General features: G+C 62.0%; 14 protein-coding genes. 13 read left to right on the top strand and 1 reads right to left on the bottom strand.

The genetic code is table 11. From position 1 onward, the window contains the following. The first annotated feature begins 79 nt into the window (after positions 1 to 79). The 8 genes from praA (at position 80) to HX786_RS24745 (ending at position 11291) form a co-directional block, all read left to right on the top strand. Entirely contained in the window at positions 80 to 574 is a 495-nt protein-coding gene (gene praA / locus HX786_RS24780; RefSeq protein WP_177022799.1) for an alkane oxidation protein activator PraA, read from the top strand. Positions 575 to 706: 132 nt separating this feature from the next. Continuing rightward, positions 707 to 1192 carry an alkane oxidation protein activator PraB gene (gene praB / locus HX786_RS24775; RefSeq protein WP_177022784.1) on the top strand — a complete coding sequence of 162 codons (486 nt, stop codon included), beginning with the start codon at positions 707 to 709 and terminating at the stop codon, positions 1190 to 1192. Positions 1193 to 1650: 458 nt separating this feature from the next. Then, positions 1651 to 3096, top strand: a complete 1446-nt coding sequence (locus HX786_RS24770; protein WP_177117207.1) for an outer membrane protein transport protein — start codon at positions 1651 to 1653, stop codon at positions 3094 to 3096. A 284-nt stretch (positions 3097 to 3380) separates the two neighbouring features. After that, positions 3381 to 5918: an acyl-CoA dehydrogenase gene (locus tag HX786_RS24765; RefSeq protein WP_178912721.1), complete on the top strand. Its 2538-nt coding sequence runs from the start codon at positions 3381 to 3383 to the stop codon at positions 5916 to 5918. Positions 5919 to 6024: 106 nt separating this feature from the next. After that, positions 6025 to 7368, top strand: a complete 1344-nt coding sequence (locus tag HX786_RS24760) for a 3-oxoacyl-ACP reductase (protein WP_178912720.1) — start codon at positions 6025 to 6027, stop codon at positions 7366 to 7368. A 2-nt stretch (positions 7369 to 7370) separates the two neighbouring features. Further along, on the top strand, positions 7371 to 8261 hold the full coding sequence (locus HX786_RS24755; protein WP_008437150.1) for a MaoC/PaaZ C-terminal domain-containing protein: 891 nt from the start codon (positions 7371 to 7373) through the stop codon (positions 8259 to 8261). Further along, entirely contained in the window at positions 8258 to 9556 is a 1299-nt protein-coding gene (locus tag HX786_RS24750) for an acetyl-CoA C-acetyltransferase (RefSeq protein WP_102369297.1), read from the top strand. Before HX786_RS24755 ends, HX786_RS24750 begins: the two co-directional genes overlap by 4 nt. A gap of 31 nt (positions 9557 to 9587) precedes the next feature. Then, entirely contained in the window at positions 9588 to 11291 is a 1704-nt protein-coding gene (locus tag HX786_RS24745; RefSeq protein WP_178912719.1) for an AMP-binding protein, read from the top strand. Between the two features lie 142 nt (positions 11292 to 11433). On the opposite strand, the gene HX786_RS24740 is transcribed toward HX786_RS24745, so the two are convergent. Further along, positions 11434 to 12330: a MurR/RpiR family transcriptional regulator gene (locus HX786_RS24740; protein WP_003214679.1), complete on the bottom strand. Its 897-nt coding sequence runs from the start codon at positions 12328 to 12330 to the stop codon at positions 11434 to 11436. A gap of 303 nt (positions 12331 to 12633) precedes the next feature. On the opposite strand from HX786_RS24740, the gene iolC reads away from it, so the two are divergent. The 5 genes from iolC to HX786_RS24715 all read left to right on the top strand — a co-directional run bounded on the left by iolC (position 12634) and on the right by HX786_RS24715 (position 18772). Continuing rightward, positions 12634 to 14571: a 5-dehydro-2-deoxygluconokinase gene (iolC, locus tag HX786_RS24735; protein ID WP_102605499.1), complete on the top strand. Its 1938-nt coding sequence runs from the start codon at positions 12634 to 12636 to the stop codon at positions 14569 to 14571. Between the two features lie 148 nt (positions 14572 to 14719). Then, positions 14720 to 15613 (top strand): myo-inosose-2 dehydratase, encoded by an 894-nt coding sequence (gene iolE / locus HX786_RS24730; RefSeq protein WP_087694126.1) that lies wholly within the window; start codon positions 14720 to 14722, stop codon positions 15611 to 15613. After that, positions 15610 to 16404, top strand: a complete 795-nt coding sequence (iolB, locus tag HX786_RS24725; RefSeq protein WP_177022789.1) for a 5-deoxy-glucuronate isomerase — start codon at positions 15610 to 15612, stop codon at positions 16402 to 16404. The genes iolE and iolB overlap by 4 nt, the downstream gene beginning before the upstream one ends. Before the next feature lie 22 nt (positions 16405 to 16426). Continuing rightward, positions 16427 to 17929 carry a CoA-acylating methylmalonate-semialdehyde dehydrogenase gene (locus HX786_RS24720; RefSeq protein WP_102605498.1) on the top strand — a complete coding sequence of 501 codons (1503 nt, stop codon included), beginning with the start codon at positions 16427 to 16429 and terminating at the stop codon, positions 17927 to 17929. 27 nt (positions 17930 to 17956) lie between these two features. Next, entirely contained in the window at positions 17957 to 18772 is an 816-nt protein-coding gene (locus tag HX786_RS24715; protein WP_178912718.1) for a TIM barrel protein, read from the top strand. The last annotated feature ends 5 nt before the right edge of the window (positions 18773 to 18777 follow it).

Below are 18777 nucleotides of genomic sequence, written 5' to 3'. Positions count from 1 at the left end.
TACCGGTTTCGAGTACGGCTTAGTTGCAAGAACGTTGTTTGACCCGAACAAAAATAAAATGAAGGGAAGGACGTACACCATGCAAACCCCTGCCAAGTTCACCACGCACATTGTATTGGCCGCCCTGGGCCTGATCGTTTACCACCAGGCCCAGGCCGCCCGTATCGAACCTGCCGGCAGCGCGTTTACTGCCCAGGGCCCCATCAGCTTTTCCAAAGGCGCGCTGATCAGCGCGGATTGCACCATCAAGGTCGCCGGCAAAGTGGCGGCGGATGGCTCGTCGGTGAATGTCGACAAAGTTGAATTCGACGGCGGGCTCAAGTGCAGCCGGGTCGAAGCCATCAACTTGCCTTGGGTATTAGTGGCTAAAGATACCAGGAGCGGCTCGATGTCGAAGATCGCCGTGGATGTGCATGCCTTTGGTTTGGGCGGCAAGTGCGGACCCTCTACCGCCGATGGCACTTGGGATAACGCCACGGGCAAGTTAGAAGCTGCCAATGTGCCTATTGGCGAGGACTGCACGATTAAAACGGTGTCGATCAAGATGCCCCCGACTTTCAAAGTTGTTGAATAAAACCCCCGAATTTGTAGCGGTAATTGAATTGAAATTTGGCTGGAAAGGGAAGTTCTGCAGATTCACCGTGACCTCTCGATCATGGCCATTACCCCTGGCGAAATGACTCGCCATAACATGTGAGGAAAAACAATGAAAAGCTTGAAAACCCTCGTTTGTGCAACTTCTTTCGCAGTGTGCTTCGGCGCAGCTTCCATGGCCAGCGCGGCTTCCATCTCCCCGGATGGTCCGTTCTCGACCAACGCTGGCACCATCGTCGTGAAGTCGCCTTCGTCCTTCGGTGCAGCCGTGACCTGCGGCATCACCTTTACCGGCAACGTTAGCGGTGGCGTGGCCTCGATCAATGGCGCATCCCTGACCGGTGGCGGTCTGTGTGGCCTGCCAACGCTGACCAACCTGCCTTGGGTACTGACGGCTGCAACGGGTACCACCGGTAGCGTAACCAACGTCGGCTACAAGATCACCTCGATCCCGGCCACCAACTGCGGGCCAACCACCATCGCTGTTACCTGGACTCCAGGCACCAAAACGCTTTCGGCAGCCAATCAGGCGCTGACCGGCAACTGCACCGTGGTTTCGCTGAGTGTTGTTGCCCCAACGCTGACCGTTAACCCGTAAGCGCGACTCCGTAAAGGGCTGATCACCCCGTTGAAAGACCGGTGCCTCGTGTGAGGCACCGGTTGGATACGGTATTTATTGTCTGGGGAACATGACAATGCAAAGCCTTGTGAAAACAGCACGCCTGGGTTCGATGTCAGCGGCTCTGGGCGTTGCCTCATTCATTGCGGTTGCGGCGGGTTTCAGCCCGCCGGGTCCGTTCAGCGTAACCAAAGGCAGTGTTGTGTTGAAGCTGCCGTCGACGTTTCTACCCACGTGTTGAGCGCAACCAATCAAGCCATGAGTGGCTACTGCACTTTGGTGTCGTTGAACGCCACGCTGACCGGCTCGCTCACCACCCATTCCTGAATACCGATACACCGTTACACCATTCCAGGACAGGCGTTCTTTGAAAGACGTTCTGTGGTTACACGACCCACCGGCAGGGGCCGGGTGTAAATAATAATAAGGAGTACCGCATGAACAATAAGAAACAACACGCTCACACGTTACTGGGACTGGCCCTGCTGGGGGGCCTGATGACCACGGGGCAAGTGCAGGCGGGTGGGTTCTCCACACCGACCTTCGGCGCGCCAGGATGGGGTCGTGCGTTTGGTGGTGGTTCACTGTTCAAAAATGACCCCAGTGCCGCGTACAACAACCCGGCAGCCATGGCCTTTATCGATTCAACCATCGCGCAGCAGACCGTTGACTATGCTCGGATCAAGATCAAATACACCGGCCAGGCCTATGACTACGCGGGCAACCCGGTGACCAATACGCCCGTACTGGATGACCTGGGCAATACGGGCGACCCGGTCCTCAACACTAACAATGGTGGGCAAGGCGGTTTCACCGCTTGGCTGCCGACGGGCTTTCTGGTGATTCCCATGGGCGACCGTTTCGCCTTTGGTCTGAGCCAGGTCGTGCCACAGGGTATGAAAACCACTTGGAACGAAGACTCCAAACTGCGGGATTTCGCGGTTGATACCAAAATCGAGACCATCGGTCTGACCGGTTCCCTGTCGTTCAAGGTCAATGATCAGTTCTCGGTCGGTGGTGGTGCCATCGTCCAGCGCAGTCAAGGGTTCGTCAGCCAGAACGTTGATTTGCTGGCCGCTGCGGATGTGTCTCCAGGACTTGGCGGCGCGGGTCTCCCCACGGGGCTGGGGCATTCCTTGATGCGCGTGAAAGTCGATAACATCTCTGTGGGCTGGTTTGGTGGCGTGGTTTGGAAGCCGACGCTGCAAGACACACTTGGCTTGAACTATCACGCCAAGATCAAAAACAAGATGACCGGCAAATACAACATCTATACAGATGCCGTCGGCCGTAACGCGATGACCAATCCGATCGGTCCGAACGGCGAAACTCTGGTTGAAATCGCCTACCCAGGTCTCAAGCTGTTCCCGGACGGTGCCCACGCCAGTACCCAACTGGATATCCCGGCTACCGCTTCGGTTGACTGGGTTCACCAGTTCAACGACCGCTGGACGTTGGGGGTGAGTGCTACCTGGACTGAATGGTCTTCCTTCCAGGACCTGACGCTCAAATCCCAGGGCACCACCATTGTTGCCATTCCCTACAACTACAAAAACGCCTGGATGACCTCGATTGGCGGCGACTACAAAGCCACCGACGAACTCACCCTGCGCGCCGGTGTGGCTTACGACCAGACACCTACCCGCAACTCTACCCGGGACCCGCGAATCCCGGACGGTGACCGTTACTTCCTGGCATTTGGTGCCGGTTATGACATCAAGGCTGTTCCTGGCCTGTCGGTGGATGCCGCGTACTCGCACCAGTTCGTGCAGAAGGTCAACCTGAAGACCAAGAACGTTGATCGTCTCGGTGCGGCGCAGTTGGACGGCGAGGCTGAATCCTCGGGGGATGTGGTCAGCTTGTCGGCAACCTATAAGTTCTAAGGTTGTCGAGGGCAGTCGTGGAGAAGGGCAGCCAGCGCATCTTGCTGCCCGGCTCCACGCTGTCGTCTATTGATGGGTAGCCCTGGCGCCCGATGTCGAATCCTTGCGCTTAACCTGCAAGGCTGACCCCGTTCAGCCGCTATTTTTTTCGCCCAAGCATTAAATAAAAATTTCAAAACAAAATTTGAATTTATCTTTTCAAGTTTGTAGTGTGGCTTTACGTCACAGGTCATTCCGATCTGCCCGGGCGTTTGCCGTACCCTGAATTGAGTAGAGGTATCCCCATGGTTATCTGGTTATTGGCGGGACTCGCAGCAGCGATCGCCCTGGCGTATCGACAAGCCGCTGCCACCCTCTGGCTGGGTGCCGGCCTGGTCTGGCTGGCGGTCGGTTACCTGTTCAACGCAGTCGCCGGTTTCGGCGCCGGCGTGGTGGCGGTGCTGGTGGTGTTGCCCGCGTTGCTGCTGACAATCAAGCCCCTGCGCCGCGCGCTGTTGACCAGCAAGGCCCTGGGCCTTTTTCGCGGCATCATGCCGGCGATGTCCGACACCGAGCGCGCCGCCATCGAGTCCGGCACCGTGTGGTGGGACGCCGAGCTGTTCAGCGGCAAACCCCGCTGGGAACGCCTGCTGCAAGCCGCACCGGCCAGCCTCAGCGCTGAAGAACAGGCCTTCCTCGACAACGAAGTCGAGACCCTGTGCGACATGTCCAACGACTGGGAAACTACCCAGGTCTGGCAAGACATGTCCCCCGAAGGCTGGCAGTACACCAAGGATGCCGGCTTCCTCGGCATGATCATTCCCAAGCAGTACGGCGGCAAAGGCTTCTCTCACTATGCGCATTCGCAAGTGGTGATGAAGCTCTCGACCCGCTGCTCGGCGGCGGCGATTTCAGTGATGGTGCCCAACTCCCTGGGCCCGGCCGAACTGCTGCTGCACTACGGCACCGACGCCCAGCGCAACTACTACCTGCCACGCCTGGCCCGTGGCGAAGACATCCCGTGCTTCGCCCTGACCAGCCCGTATGCCGGCTCCGACGCCGGGGCGATTCCAGACCTGGGCATCGCCTGCAAGGGCGTGCACGAAGGCGAGGAAGTACTGGGTTTTCGCGTGACCTGGGACAAGCGCTACATCACCCTCGGCCCAATCGCCACCGTGCTCGGCCTGGCCTTCCGCGCCGAAGACCCGGACGGTCTGCTCGGCCAGCCGGGTTCCCTGGGCATCACCTGCGCGTTGATCCCCACCACCCATCCGGGGGTGAACAGCGGCCGGCGTCACTGGCCACTCAACGCGGTATTCCAGAACGGCCCGACCACCGGCAAGGATGTGTTTATCCCGCTGGAATGGGTGATCGGCGGCCGCGAGCAAGTCGGCAACGGCTGGCGCATGCTGATGGAATGCCTGGCGGCTGGCCGGGCGATTTCCCTGCCGTCGGCCAACGTCGGCCTGGGCAAGGTGGCTGTGCGCGGCACCACCGCTTATGCGGCGATGCGCAAGCAATTCGGCCTGCCCATCGGCAAGTTCGAAGGCGTGCAGGCGCCCCTGGCGCGCATGGCCGGGCATCTGTATGCCTGCGACGCGGTGCGCAAGGTCTCGGTAGCGTCATTGGATGCCGGTGAAAAACCCTCGGTGATCTCGGCCATCGCCAAGTATCACGTTACCGAGCGGGCACGCATCATCGTCAACGACGGCATGGACATCGTGGCCGGCAAGGGCATCTGCATGGGGCCCAACAACTTCCTCGCCCGGGCCTACCAGCAAAGCCCCATCGCCATCACGGTGGAAGGCGCGAACATCATGACTCGCTGCCTGATCATCTACGGCCAGGGCCTGATCCGCTGCCATCCGTATGTGTTCCGCGAGATGGAAGCGGCGCGCAATACGGACCGGCGCAAGGCCCTGGTGGACTTCGACAGCGCAATGTTCGGTCACCTGAGCTTCGTGCTGGCCAATACCGTGCGTGCCGCAGTGTATTCGCTGACGGGCGGACGGCTGATTTCCGTGCCGGGCAAGACCGATCCGGCGCTGGCGTCCTACTACCGCCAGGCCAATCGGCTGTCGGTGGTGTTGGCGTTGATCTCGGACATTTCCATGGGCGTGCTGGGCGGTGCCCTCAAGCGCAAGGAAAGCATCACCGGGCGGCTGGGGGACATTCTGTCCCAGCTGTACATCCTGTCCTGCGTGCTCAAGCGTTTTGAGGATGATGGCCGGCCACAGGCAGATTTGCCGCTGGTGCATTGGGCGGCCCAGGACGCGTTGCTGCGCGCCCATGAGGCCCTGGCCGAAGTGCTCGACAACTACCCGTCGAAAGCCGCGGCGGCGGTGGTGCGTGGCTTGACGTTCCCGTTCGGTATTCCACAGCGCAAACCGTCGGATCGCCTGTTGGCGCAAGTGGCGGAACTGGTGCAGGTGCCGGGGGAAACCCGCGACCGCTTGCTGGGCAATTCCTACATTCCTCGGCCGGAAATCGACAAGCTGGCTTACGGCGAGCTGGCCTTGCGCCTGTTGCCGCAAGTGGAGCTGATCGAGGCGCGGCTCAAGGGGGCGATCAAGCAAGGCCTGATCGAGCCAATGCCGATTTCCAGTGCGGCGTTTACTCCGTGGCGAGTCAAGGCGCGGGCGCTGGACCTGATCAGCGAGGAAGACGACAGCTTGCTCGCGCGCTATGTGGAATATGGCGATCACGCGATCCAGGTGGACGACTTCCCGCAGGACTTCGGTTTGCTGGAAGCCTTGCAACAGCGCCAGCAGGCGTTGGAACAGGCCGCCAAACCGAGCGCAAGACGCCGCGCCAACCAAGGCGAAAACGCGCCGGTCAACTGACTGGAACTGGAGGAACACGACCCCTGTAGGAGCTGGCTTGNNGCAAGCCAGCTCCTACAAGGATCGGGTTTCCATGGCAACACCGTGTTTGTGAGTGAATTTATCCATGAGTGACAGCTACCTCTCTTTCGTCAATTCCCCCTGGGGAGCCTGGTTGGCCCGCACTGCCGGGCTGCCCCAACCCCTGGCATTGCAACGTCACCGCAGCGGCCAGCAAGGCCTGGCCAACCCGGTAATCGTCGCGGGGGTAGGGCGCCTGGGGGCGCAAATCCAGCGCATCTTCACCGCCACCGATACAGTGACCGCCACCGCTGCGACCCTCAAGGCACCCTCCACGGTCAAGGTCCAGGGCGCGGTGTTCGACGCCAGCGACATTGCCGACCTCAAGCAGTTGGACGAGCTCTACGAATTCTTCCACGCCAACGCCAGGCGCCTTGGGCAGCACGCCCGGGTGGTGGTGCTCGGCACCGCGCCGGAGTTGTGCAAGGACCTGCCCCAGGCCATTGCCCAGCGTGCCCTTGAGGGCCTGGTGCGTTCGTTGGCCAAGGAGTTGCGCCGGGCGATCACCGTGCAGTTGATCTACGTCGCACCGGGTGCCGAGGACGGGCTGGAAAGCAGCCTGCGGTTCTTCCTGTCGCGGCGCTCGGCCTATGTCTCGGGGCAGGTGGTGCGCCTCGAAAAAACCGTCGATAGCCCAACCGAAATCAACTGGGACAAACCCCTCGGCGGCCGCCGTGCCCTGGTCACCGGCGCCTCCCGTGGCATCGGCCTGGCAATCGCCCAGGTGCTGGCCCGCGATGGAGCCCATGTGGTCTGCGTGGATGTGCCCCAGGCCCAGGATTCGCTGCAACAGGCGGCCGGCAGTGTCGCAGGCACCGCACTGGCGCTGGACATCACCGCCACCGATGCCACGCAGCAGTTGCACGCCCATGTCAGCCAACACGGTGCATTCGACGTGGTGGTGCACAACGCCGGGATTACCCGCGACAAGACCATCGCCAAGATGACTGAGACCGCGTGGCGCAGCGTACTGGCGATCAACCTGGAAGCACCGTTGCACCTGAGCACGGCGCTGCTGGAAAGCCAGGGCCTGAATCCGGGCGGGCGGATCGTGTGTGTCTCATCGATTTCCGGTATCGCCGGCAACCTCGGGCAAAGCAACTACGCCACCTCCAAGGCCGGGGTGATCGGCCTGGTACAAGGCCTGGCCCCGCAGGCGGCGGCGCAGCAAGTGACGGTGAATGCCGTGGCACCGGGCTTTATCGAAACCCAGATGACCGCGAAGATCCCGCTGATGATTCGCGAAGCGGGGCGGCGGATGAACTCGATGTCCCAGGGCGGGCAACCCATCGACGTGGCAGAAACCATCGCCTGGCTGGCGCATCCGGCATCCGGCGGGGTCAATGGCCAGGTGGTGCGGGTCTGCGGCCAAAGCCTGTTGGGAGCCTGAGCATGGACTATGTGACGCAGATTATTGACCCGCCGCCCTCGCGCTCGCGGCTGTTGCTGGACGGGGTATTGGGGCTGCGCAAACCGAAGCTGGAAGGCGAGCCGACGTTGCCGAAAGAACGCCTGGTGCGTTCGGCCGTCGAGCTGTCTGCCCAAGGGATCGCGGCTTACGGTCGGGCCTGTGGTTTCCGCCATGAGCAAGGCGTGCCGCTGTCCTATCCCCATGTGCTGGCGTTCCCCTTGCACCTGATGTTGCTGACCCGCCCGAGTTTCCCGTACCCGGCCAGCGGCATGGTGCATTTGGCCAATCGCATCCGCCAGCATCGACGGCTGGAGGCGGGCCAGGCCTTGCGCCTGGAGGTGTATTGCGAACGCTGGGTCGCCCATCCCAAGGGCCAGGCCCTGAGCATCGCCACCCGTGCCTACAGCGCGGGCGCCCTGATATGGGAGAGCGACAGCCTGTACCTGCGCCGTGACGTAAACGCGCCGGTTGGCGAGCCGTGGGACGACGCGTTGCCCTTGCAGGAAGAAGGTTTGCTGCGCACTCAACGCTGGGTGCTGCCGGCGGATCTGGGGCGGCGTTTCGCCAGGGTCTCGGGGGATTTCAACCCCATTCATACCTCGGTGATCGGCGCCCGATTGTTCGGCTTTCGCCGGGCCATCGCCCACGGCATGTGGACCCTTGGCCGCGCCCTGGCCGCCCAGCAACCCCCCGGCGGACTGGACCAGGCCGAGGCCCATTGCGACTTCAAGCTGCCGATCTTCCTGCCCGGCCAGGTGGCGCTGTGGAACGTTCCGCCAACCGGCCCGCGCCGTGAGTTTGAAGTGCGCAATTTCGCCGGTGACAAACCCCATATGCGTGGGCTGTTTATCTGGAATGAGACCGATCGATGAGTGACTACAGTTTCAACCCGGCCCCGACGCGCCGCGTGGCGATTATCGGCGGCAACCGTATCCCGTTCGCCCGCTCCAACACTGTGTACGCCCATGACAGCAACCAGGATCTGCTGGTCGCCGCCCTGCAAGGCCTGGTGGACCGCTACAACCTTCACGGCCTGCGCCTGGGCGAGTTTGCCGCGGGTGCGGTGATCAAGCATTCCCGGGATTTCAACCTGGCCCGGGAAAGCCTGCTGTCTACCACACTGTCTCCCGAAACCCCGGCCTACGACCTGCAACAAGCCTGCGGCACCGGCCTGGAAGCGGCGTTGCTGGTGGCGAACAAGATCGCCCTTGGGCAGATCGAAGTGGGCGTTGCCGGTGGTTCCGACACCACCTCCGACGCGCCCATCGGCATCAACGAGTCCCTGCGCCGCACCTTGCTTTCAGCCAACCGCGCCAAGGGCACCGGCGCCAGGTTGAAGGCCTTGATGGGGGTGCGCCCGTCGATGTTTTTCAAGCCGCTGCTGCCGCGCAATGGCGAGCCGCGCACCGGCTTGTCCATGGGTGAACACTGCGAGGAAATGGCCAAGCGCTGGCAGATCAAGCGCCTGGCCCAGGACGAGTTGACCCTCACCAGCCACCAGCGGCTGGATGCGGCGTACAAGCAGGGTTTCTTCGATGATTTGATCAGCCCGTATCGCGGCCTGGCCCGGGACAACAACCTGCGGGCCGACGCCAGCCTGGAGAAACTTGCCGGCCTGTCACCGGCCTACGACCGCCAGAACGGCACGCTCACCGCCGGCAACTCCACGCCCCTGACTGACGGCGCGTCGGTGGTGCTGCTGGCCAGCGAGGAATGGGCCGCCGAGCGCGGCTTGCCCGTGTTGGCGTACCTGCGAACCGGTGAAACCGCTGCGGTGAATTTCGTCGACGGCACCGAAGGCCTGCTGATGGCCCCGGCCTACGCCGTGCCACGCATGCTCAAGCGCGAAGGCTTGACGTTCGCCGACTTCGATCTGTTCGAGATTCACGAAGCCTTCGCCGCTCAGGTGCTGTGCACCCTCAAGGCCTGGGAAGACCCGGATTACTGCCGCGACCGCCTGGGCCTCGACGCGCCGCTGGGCAGCATCGACCGCAGCAAGATGAACGTCAACGGCGGCTCCCTCGGCTGCGGCCACCCCTTCGCCGCCACCGGTGGCCGGCAACTCGCGGCACTGGCCAAAGCGATCCACCAGCGTGGCGGCGGCCGCGGCCTGATTTCGATCTGCGCGGCGGGTGGGTTGGGCATTACCGCTATCGTCGAAAAGTAGTTCCCACCATAAAAACAACAAGGAGACTGCCATGAACGCTGTAAGCCTGGAACAGACCGAACGCCTCTGGTTGAACGCTTACCTGCCCGGCGTACCGGCAGACATCGATGCGGGCATCGAGGACTACCCGTCGTTGCGCGAGGTATTCCTGGAGCACCTGCACAAATTCCGCGACCGCGTGGCCTACGTCAGCATCGGCACCGAAATGACCTACGCCGACTGGGAGGTGCAGGGCATCGCCTTTGCTGCGTGGCTGCAAGCCCAGGGTGTGAAGAAGGGCGACCGGGTGGCGCTGATGATGCCCAACTGCTTGCAGTACCCGATCTGCCTGCTGGGCACGATCCTCGCGGGTGCGGTGGTGGTCAACGTCAACCCGCTGTACACCGCCCGGGAGCTGCAGCATTTGCTCAAGGACAGTGGCGCAGAGACCCTGGTGATCTTCGAAAACTTCGCCCACACCCTGGAGAAAGTGGTGGCCGCCAGTACCGTCAAACGTGTGGTGGTTGCGGCCATCGGTGACCTGCTCGGCACCTTCAAGGGCGCGGCGATGAACTTCATCCTGCGCAGCGTGCAGAAGCAGGTGCCGCGTTTCAACCTGCCGGGGGCCGTGCGTTTCAACCAGGTGTTGAAACAGGGACGCGGGCAAACCCATCTCGCCGTGCCGATGAACCGCGAAGACCTGGCCTTCCTGCAATACACCGGCGGCACTACCGGCGATGCCAAGGGCGTCATGCTCAGCCACCGCAACATCATCGCCAACCTGTTGCAGGCCAAGGCGTGGGTCGGTGATCAGCTTGATCAGAACCAGCAGGAAACCAACGTCACCCTGCTGCCGCTGTACCACATCTTTTCCCTGACGGTGAACTGCCTGATGTTCATGTGCCTGGGCGGGCGCAACATCCTGATCGCCAACCCACGGGATGTGAAGCGGGTGCAGATGATCCTGCGCAAGGAGCGTTTCAACGGGATTGCCGGGGTAAACACGCTGTTCAACGGGCTGCTGGAAAACAAGGAATTCTGCGCCCGGGATTTTTCCGATTTGCGCATGGTGATCGCCGGCGGCATGGCCACCCATACCGCTGTGGCCAAGCGCTGGAAGGAAGTCACCGGCTTGCCGATCATCGAAGGCTACGGCCTCACTGAATGTTCGCCGGTGGTGAGCATCAGCCCCATCGACATCTCACGCATGCGCGAGATGGAATTCACTGGCAGCATCGGCGTGCCGTTGCCGTCGACCTGGGTGCGGTTCATTCGTGAGGACGGTGAGTTGGCGGAACTGGGCGAGCAGGGCGAACTGCAAGTACGCGGCCCGCAGGTGATGCAGGGTTACTGGAAACGCCCGGCGGAAACCGCCGAGGTGCTGGATGCCGAAGGGTGGCTGTCTACCGGGGACATCGGGGTGATGAATGAGCAGGGCTTCATCCGCCTGGTGGACCGCAAGAAAGACATGATCCTGGTGTCCGGGTTTAACGTGTACCCCAACGAGATCGAAGACGTGGTGGCGTTGCATCCGGGCGTGGCGGAAGTGGCGGCGATCGGGGTTGAGGATGGGGTGACCGGCGAGCGGGTCAAAATCATCGTGGTGCGCAAGGACCCAAGTTTGACCCAGGAGCAGATTCTGGCGCATTGCCGGGAATATTTGACGGGGTACAAGGTGCCGCGGTTTGTCGAGTTTCGTACTGAAGAGTTGCCCAAGACGACGGTGGGCAAGGTGTTGCGCCGGGCACTGCGCTAAGCCTGAGTGAACGCGGTCAAAAATGTGGGAGCGGGCTTGCTCGCGAATGCGGTGGAACAGTCGATGGAGATGTTGACTAACAGACCGCATTCGCGAGCAAGCCCGCTCCCACATTTGATCTTTGGTGGCTGAACGGTCGCAGTCAGTCGTCGAACCCCACCTGCTCATGAATCTCATCGACCTTCAACTCCAGCCGATACGCCACGGCAATGAACAACGCCTGGCACAGGCACAGCGTCGCACTCAGTGACCTGAACGCAAACGACGAGCCTTCATTCACCAGCAGCACCGTGCTTGCCCGCTTGGCCAGGGGCGACAGGTTGCTGTCGGTAATGATCAGGGTCTTGGCCTGATGGTGCTGGGCAATCCGCAGGCAGTGCTGGGTTTCCTTGCCGTATGGCGTAAAGCTGATGGCAATCACCAGGTCGTTGGCCCGCACACTGCGCATCTGCTCACGATAGCTGCCGCCCAACCCCGAGACCAGATGGATGCGCTTGTTGGTGTGCTGCAGGTTGTACACCAGGTAATCCGCAACGGCGAACGAGCGGCGCACGCCCACCACGTAGATATTGTCGGCATTCACCACCAGGTCCACGGCCTTGTCGAAGGCTGCGTCATCCAGTTCCAGCCCCAGGCGCTCGATCCCGGAGAGGGTGGCATTCACGCACTCACGCGCCAGGTCGCCGCCGCTGGCTTTCTGCGACTTGTTGGCGATCATGCTGCGGATGCGTTGCTGGTAGTTCTGCACCGGCGTGGTCTTGTGGGTGTAGGCCTCGCGGAACAGCGCCTGCATTTCACTGAAACCACTGAACCCGAAACGCTGGGAAAACCGCACGATGGCCGACGGGTGCACTTCGCATTCACGGGCGATGTCGCTGATGCGGTCGACCATGATCCGGTCGCTCTGCTGGCTCATGTAGCTGGCGATGCGCTTGAGCTGGCGCGGCAGGCTCTCGTATTCATCGGTGATCAGCTGCAACAACCGCTCGGCGTTCAGCGGCGGGCTGGCGAGTGCGTCTTCCGGGGCGCTCTGGGACATAGGGAATCCTTCTGGCTTGTTCTTATAGGACGCGTCGAGGCGCCCCTGACAATAAGTCGATGTGCGCAAGTCTACAGGGTAGGCGCAAAAAAATACCTCGGCATCCCGCCCCACGGTGCAGCTGAAACGATGCACTGCGGCTGGAACATACCGATGATGGCGTATTGGAAAATATATTCCACAAAAAATATTTATAGAATAAATATTGATTGGCGTCACCAGACGTTCTAGTCTGCTTGCACCAAGAGCGTATGCCGCCACAGCGACGGCACACGCAGGCTGATAAAAATAACAGGAGCCAGCATGGGCCAGACTCGTTTTGCCAGTGGGCGTCAATTGGATCTGATTTGCCTGGGACGCCTGGGCGTCGACCTTTACGCACAACAAGTGGGTGCACGGCTGGAGGATGTCTCGAGCTTCGCCAAGTACCTCGGCGGTTCCTCCGCCAACATCGCGTTCGGCACCGCGCGGCTGGGGCTCAAGTCGGCGATGTTGAGCCGGGTAGGGGACGACCACATGGGGCGTTTCCTGCTGGAGTCCCTGGCCCGCGAAGGCTGTGACGTCAGCGGCATCAAGGTCGACCCGGAACGCCTCACCGCCCTGGTGCTGCTGGGCCTCAAGGACCGCGAAACCTTCCCGCTGGTGTTCTACCGCGAGAACTGCGCCGACATGGCCCTGCGCGCCGAAGACATCAGTGAAGCGTTCATTGCTTCCAGCAAGGCGTTGCTGATCACCGGTACCCACTTCTCCACCGACGGCGTGTACAAGGCCAGCATCCAGGCCCTGGACTACGCCGAGAAGCACAACGTCAAACGCGTGCTCGACATCGACTACCGCCCGGTGCTCTGGGGCCTGGCCGGCAAGGCCGATGGCGAAACCCGGTTTGTGGCCGACCAGAATGTCAGCCAGCACGTGCAGAAAATCCTCCCGCGTTTTGACCTGATCGTCGGCACCGAAGAAGAATTCCTGATTGCCGGTGGCAGTGAAGATTTGCTCACGGCATTGCGCACGGTGCGTGGCCTGACCTCGGCCACCCTGGTGGTCAAGCTTGGCCCCCAGGGCTGCACGGTGATCCACGGCGACATCCCGGCCCGCCTTGAAGACGGCGCGATCTACCCCGGGGTACGGGTGGAAGTACTCAACGTGCTGGGCGCCGGCGATGCCTTCATGTCCGGCTTCCTCAGCGGCTGGCTTGAAGACGCCAGCGACGAGCGCTGCAGCCAGTTGGCGAATGCCTGCGGCGGCCTGGTGGTGTCGCGCCATGCCTGCGCGCCGGCCATGCCGACCCGCGCCGAACTTGATTACCTGTTCAACAGCCCGGTGCCGATTACCCGCCCGGACCAGGACGCGGTGCTGCAACGCCTGCACCAGGTCAGCGTGCCGCGCAAGGTCTGGAAGCAGCTGTTTGTATTTGCCTTCGACCACCGCTGGCAGTTGGTGGAACTGGCACAAAAGGGCGGCCAGGACCCGGCGCGCATCAGCGCCCTGAAGCAACTGTTCATCCAGGCCGTGGAACGGGTTGAAAGCAAACTGGCGGAGCAGGGCGTCGAGGCTGACGTCGGGATTCTGGCCGACCAACGCTTCGGCCAGGACGCGCTGAACGCCGCCAGCGGTCGCGGCTGGTGGATCGCCCGCCCGGTGGAAGTCCAGAACTCACGGCCGCTGGCCTTTGAACACGGGCGCTCGGTGGGCAGCAACCTGATTGCCTGGCCCCGGGAGCAGATCATCAAGTGCCTGGTGCAATTTCACCCCGATGACGAGCCATTGCTGCGCCTGGAACAGGAAGCGCAACTCAAGGCCCTGTATCAGGCGTCCCTGGTCAGCGGCCATGAGCTGCTGCTGGAAGTCGTGCCCCCCAAGGATCACCCGTCCACCTATCCCGACGTGCTCTATCGCAGCCTCAAGCGCCTATACAACCTGGGCATCTACCCGGCGTGGTGGAAGATCGAGGCGCAGTCGGCCGCAGACTGGAAAAAGCTCGACGAGCTTATCCAGGAGCGCGATCCCTACTGCCGGGGCGTGGTGCTGCTGGGCCTGAACGCTTCCGCCGAATGCCTGGCCGATGGCTTCCAGCAAGCCAGCCAAAGCCAGACCTGCCGCGGGTTCGCCGTGGGTCGCACGATCTTCCAGGAACCGAGCAGAGCCTGGCTGGCGGGGGAGATTGACGATCAAGCCTTGATTGAGCAGGTGCAGTGCATCTTTGAGCAATTGATTAAGGCTTGGCGCAGTTCTCGAAGTTAATCACGGTCAAATGTGGGAGCGGGCTTGCTCGCGAAAGCGGAGTGTCAGTCGACTGATACACCAACTGAACCACCGCCTTCGCGAGCAAGCCCGCTCCCACATAAAGCAGATCTCAGGCAACTCTGAAAAAACAATAATAGGTGCAGCCATGCCCGCTATCCGAATTGGCATCAACCCGATCTCCTGGAGCAACGACGACCTGCCGGCCCTGGGCGGTGAAACGCCGTTGAGCACGGCCCTCAGCGAAGGCAAGGACATCGGCTACGAAGGCTTTGAACTCAACGGCAAATTCCCCAAGGACGCCAAAGGTGTCGGCGATGTATTGCGCCCTTACGACCTGGCACTGGTCTCCGGCTGGTACTCCAGTCGCCTGGCCCGGCGCTCGGTGGCGGAAGAAATCGAAGCCATCGCCAGCCACGTCGAACTGCTGCGTGAAAACGGCGCCAGCGTGTTGGTGTATGGAGAAGTCGCCGACTCGATCCAGGGTTCGCCGGTGCGCCTGATCGAACGCCCGCGCTTCCACAGCGAACAGGCCTGGCAGGAATACGCCGACAAACTCACCGAACTGGCGCGTTTCACCCTGTCCCAGGGCGTGCGCCTGGCGTACCACCACCATATGGGCGCCTACGTCGAATCCCCGGAAGACATCGACCAACTGATGCGCCGCACCGGCCCGGAAGTCGGCCTGCTGTTTGATTCGGGCCACTGCTACATGGGCGGCGGAGAGCCTATCGAGGTGCTGCGCAAACACATCGCCCGCATCTGCCACGTGCACTTCAAGGATGTGCGCAAGCCGGTGGTGCAACTGGCACGCAACCAGATGTGGAGCTTCCCGGATTGCATCGTCAACGGCACCTTCACCGTGCCCGGCGACGGCGATATCGACTTCGCCGCGCTGCTGGACGTGCTGCTGGCCGCCAATTACCAGGGTTGGCTGGTAGTGGAGGCCGAGCAGGATCCTGCCGTGGCGCCGAGCTACATCTATGCGAAGAAGGGTTACGACACCCTGCGCGCACTGTTGAGCGAGAGGACTGGACAATGAGCCTGTTGGTCAAAAGCAGCAAGCGCGGGCAAACCATGGTGGCGCTGGAAGAAGGGCGCCTGGAATACGTGGGCTTCGCCGCCTACCGCCTGAGCCTGGGTGAAACCTTGCCAGTCACCGCCGGCGACAAGGAACTGTGCCTGGTGCTGCTCAGCGGCCGGGTGACTATCCAGGGCGAAGGCTTCAACTGGGAAAACCTCGGTGATCGCCACTCGGTGTTCGAAGACAAGTCGCCCTTCGCCGCTTATTTGCCGCCAGGCACCGACGCCCAGGTCACCGCGCTGAGCGACGTGCAAATTGCCGTCTGCGCCGCTCCCGGCTCAACCGACGCAGGTCTGGCACCCCGTCTGATTCGCCCCGAGCAATGCAAGCGCAGCATACGCGGCAAGGGCGCCAATACCCGCTATGTGTGCGACATCCTGCCCGACAGCGAGCCTGCCCATTCGCTGCTGGTGGTGGAAGTGCGCACGCCGTCCGGTCACTCGTCGAGCTACCCGCCCCACAAGCACGACACCGACGATCTGCCGCACCAGAGCTTTCTCGAAGAAACCTACTACCACCAGATCAACCCGCCCCAGGGCTTTGTGTTCCAGCGCGTCTACACCGACGACCGCAGCATCGACCAGGCCATGGCCGTGGAAAACAGCGACCTGGTGGTGGTGCCCAAGGGGTATCACCCCGTCAGCGTGCCGTATGGCTACGAGTCCTACTACCTGAACGTGATGGCCGGCCCCAAGCGCGCCTGGCATTTCCATAACGACCCGCAGCACAGCTGGCTGCTGGATCTTTAAGCACTTTCGACGGAGAACAATAATGAGCAACGCCCCGGTAATCGGCCATTACATCAACGGCCAGGTGCACGACAGCGCCAGTGAGCGTTTCAGCAATGTGTTCAACCCGGCCACCGGCGAAGTCCAGGCCCGCGTCGGGCTGGCCAGCCAGAAGACCGTCGATGAGGCCGTGGCGTCGGCGCTGAAAGCCTTCCCGGCGTGGTCCGAGCAATCATCCCTGCGCCGTTCGCGGGTGCTGTTCAAGTTCAAGGAATTGCTCGACCAGCACCACGATGAGCTGGCTGAAATCATCAGCCGCGAACACGGCAAAGTGTTCTCCGACGCCAAGGGCGAAGTCACCCGTGGTATCGAGATCGTCGAGTTCGCCTGCGGCGCGCCAAACCTGTTGAAAACCGATTTCAGCGACAACATCGGCGGCGGCATCGACAACTGGAACCTGCGTCAGCCACTGGGCGTGTGCGCCGGCATCACCCCGTTCAACTTCCCGGTGATGGTGCCGCTGTGGATGATCCCGCTGGCGCTGGCCACCGGTAACTGCTTCATCCTCAAGCCGTCGGAGCGCGACCCGTCCGCCAGTTTGCTGATGGCCCGCCTGCTGACCGAAGCCGGTCTGCCCGACGGTGTGTTCAACGTGGTGCAGGGTGACAAGAGCGCGGTAGACGGCCTGTTGCAGCACCCGGATATCGAGGCGATTTCGTTTGTTGGCTCCACGCCGATTGCCGAGTACATCCACCAGCAGGCCACTCAGCGCGGCAAGCGTGTGCAGGCGTTGGGCGGGGCGAAGAACCATATGATCGTGATGCCCGACGCCGACCTGGATCAGGCGGCTGACGCCTTGATCGGCGCGGCTTACGGCTCGGCCGGCGAGCGCTGCATGGCGATCTCGATTGCCGTGGTGGTGGGCGATGTCGGCGACAGGCTGATCGAAAAACTGCTGCCGCGTATCGACCAGTTGAAGGTCGGCAACGGTATGCAAAAAGACAGCGAGATGGGCCCGCTGGTTACCGCCGAACACAAGGCCAAGGTCGAAGGGTTTATCGACCAGGGCGTGGCCCAGGGCGCGAAGCTGATCGTCGACGGTCGTGGCTTCAAGGTGCCGGGCGCGGAGGGTGGTTTCTTCGTCGGTGCGACCTTGTTCGATAACGTCACCACCGAAATGAGCATCTACCAGCAAGAGATTTTCGGGCCGGTGCTGGGCATCGTGCGGGTGGCGGATTTTGCCAGCGCCGTGGCTTTGATCAACGCCCATGAGTTCGGCAACGGCGTGTCGTGCTTTACCAGCGACGGCGGCATTGCCCGTGCCTTTGCCCGCACCATCAAGGTCGGGATGGTCGGCATCAACGTGCCGATTCCGGTGCCGATGGCCTGGCATTCGTTCGGTGGCTGGAAGCGCTCGCTGTTCGGCGACCACCACGCCTATGGCGAAGAAGGCATTCGTTTCTACAGCCGCTACAAGAGCGTCATGCAACGCTGGCCCGACAGCATCGCCAAGGGCCCTGAATTCAGCATGCCAACTGCCAAGTAACGTTTTCGAGTGTGGAGCACAACAATAATGAAGTCGCCTCTACGTTTTGCCCTGAACCGCATGGTCGCCCCCAGCCTTTCCCTGGCGGATTTTATCCAGCTGGCGGTGACCCTGAAATGCGACGCCATCGAGATCCGCAACGACCTCAAGGGCGTCGAGATTGAAGACGGCACCCCTGCCAGCCGCGTGCGCGAATTGTGCGCGGTGCATGGCATCACGGTGCTGTCGATCAACGCGCTGTACCCCTTCGATGTGTGGAATGACGAACGCCGCGCCCAGGCCATCAAGCTGGCGGCCTATGCCCGCGAATGCGGCGCGCAGGCGTTGGTGATGTGCCCGTTGAACGACCGCGCCGACTCGCGCAACGAAGCCCAGCGCGCGGCCGGTTTGCGCACCGCCTTGAGTGAACTGGCGCCGATCCTGCGGGAATACGGGATTCTCGGTTTTGTCGAACCCCTGGGGTTTGAAGAATGCTCCCTGCGCCGCAAGCGCGTGGCAGTGGATGCGATCAAGGCCATCGGCGGGCTGGATGTGTTCCGCGTGGTGCATGACACCTTCCACCACCACCTGGCCAGTGAACATGAGTTCTTCCCCGAACTGACCGGGCTGGTGCATATCTCCGGTGTGGAAGATGCCGACGCACCGCTGAACTCGATCCGCGACGGCCACCGCGTGCTGGTGGGCGAGGCTGACATCCTCGGCAATGCCGCGCAGATCGACACGCTGCTCAGCACCGGCTACAGCGGCCACCTGTCATTCGAACCGTTCGCCGAAAGCGTGCACGGCCTGGCAGATATCAAGCAGGCGTTGGGGGCGAGTATCGCCCACCTGCAGAAACGATAAGGGGC

It is taken from the genome of Pseudomonas sp. 21615526 (genome assembly GCF_013386245.1).
In the GTDB taxonomy this organism is placed as follows: Bacteria; Pseudomonadota; Gammaproteobacteria; order Pseudomonadales; family Pseudomonadaceae; genus Aquipseudomonas.
This window is presented reverse-complemented; position numbering and strand designations above follow the sequence as displayed.

What these genes read in the sequence shown, in the direction of transcription:
- praA (WP_177022799.1), top strand. Translation starts at nt 80, where the DNA reads ATGCAAACCCCTGCCAAGTTCACCACGCACATTGTATTGGCCGCCCTG.
- praB (WP_177022784.1), top strand. Translation starts at nt 707, where the DNA reads ATGAAAAGCTTGAAAACCCTCGTTTGTGCAACTTCTTTCGCAGTGTGC.
- HX786_RS24770 (WP_177117207.1), top strand. Translation starts at nt 1,651, where the DNA reads ATGAACAATAAGAAACAACACGCTCACACGTTACTGGGACTGGCCCTG.
- HX786_RS24765 (WP_178912721.1), top strand. Translation starts at nt 3,381, where the DNA reads ATGGTTATCTGGTTATTGGCGGGACTCGCAGCAGCGATCGCCCTGGCG.
- HX786_RS24760 (WP_178912720.1), top strand. Translation starts at nt 6,025, where the DNA reads ATGAGTGACAGCTACCTCTCTTTCGTCAATTCCCCCTGGGGAGCCTGG.
- HX786_RS24755 (WP_008437150.1), top strand. Translation starts at nt 7,371, where the DNA reads ATGGACTATGTGACGCAGATTATTGACCCGCCGCCCTCGCGCTCGCGG.
- HX786_RS24750 (WP_102369297.1), top strand. Translation starts at nt 8,258, where the DNA reads ATGAGTGACTACAGTTTCAACCCGGCCCCGACGCGCCGCGTGGCGATT.
- HX786_RS24745 (WP_178912719.1), top strand. Translation starts at nt 9,588, where the DNA reads ATGAACGCTGTAAGCCTGGAACAGACCGAACGCCTCTGGTTGAACGCT.
- HX786_RS24740 (WP_003214679.1), bottom strand. Translation starts at nt 12,330, where the DNA reads ATGTCCCAGAGCGCCCCGGAAGACGCACTCGCCAGCCCGCCGCTGAAC.
- iolC (WP_102605499.1), top strand. Translation starts at nt 12,634, where the DNA reads ATGGGCCAGACTCGTTTTGCCAGTGGGCGTCAATTGGATCTGATTTGC.
- iolE (WP_087694126.1), top strand. Translation starts at nt 14,720, where the DNA reads ATGCCCGCTATCCGAATTGGCATCAACCCGATCTCCTGGAGCAACGAC.
- iolB (WP_177022789.1), top strand. Translation starts at nt 15,610, where the DNA reads ATGAGCCTGTTGGTCAAAAGCAGCAAGCGCGGGCAAACCATGGTGGCG.
- HX786_RS24720 (WP_102605498.1), top strand. Translation starts at nt 16,427, where the DNA reads ATGAGCAACGCCCCGGTAATCGGCCATTACATCAACGGCCAGGTGCAC.
- HX786_RS24715 (WP_178912718.1), top strand. Translation starts at nt 17,957, where the DNA reads ATGAAGTCGCCTCTACGTTTTGCCCTGAACCGCATGGTCGCCCCCAGC.